The sequence below is a fragment of the Streptomyces niphimycinicus genome, assembly GCF_018883605.1.
Lineage (GTDB): Bacteria > Actinomycetota > Actinomycetes > Streptomycetales > Streptomycetaceae > Streptomyces > Streptomyces niphimycinicus.
In genome coordinates this window covers 1-495 of sequence record NZ_JAHLEM010001339.1, presented here as the reverse complement: position 1 = coordinate 495, position 495 = coordinate 1, and the positions used below count along the sequence as shown (strand labels likewise).

1 protein-coding gene is annotated in these 495 nt (G+C 78.8%); it reads right to left on the bottom strand.

Features of this window, described 5'->3' with window-relative positions; translation table 11 throughout:
- Nucleotides 1-495, bottom strand: a 495-nt coding sequence (locus KN815_RS49650; protein WP_507229944.1) for a sensor histidine kinase, incomplete at both ends; no start/stop codon positions are given.

Sequence of the window (495 nt, the reverse complement as noted above, 5' to 3'; positions counted from 1 at the left end):
CGGGGCCGTCGTCCCGTACGGTGGCGCGCAGCTCGCCGTCGCCGACCTTCCAGCCGACGTGGACGCGGCGCACCGGGCGCGGCGCGCCGTCCTGGCCCGGGCCCTGCTCGTCGAGCATGGCGTGCACCACGGCCTGTACCACCGCGCGGGCCGTATTGGCCACATCTGCGGGGAGCAGCCGGTCGGCGCCCTCCTCGGTGCCGGGCGGGCCCAGGTCGAGCCGTACGGCAAGGCCGCGCAGCACCGGGCGCAGTGCCTCGGCGAGCCGGGCGAAGGCGTCCCCGGCCGACTCCTCCACCAGCGCCTGATCCCGGTCGGTGCGGTCACGCAGCTCGGCCAGGGCGGTGACGGCGAGGTCCACCGCGCGGGCCCGGGCGGTCGGGTCGTCCAGATCGCGCCGGCGCAACACCCCGAGCAGCGCGGACAGGGCGGCGCCGTGGGCGTCCACGAGCTCGGTGATGGCCGTGGCCCGGGCCGCCGCCGCGGCCCGCGACT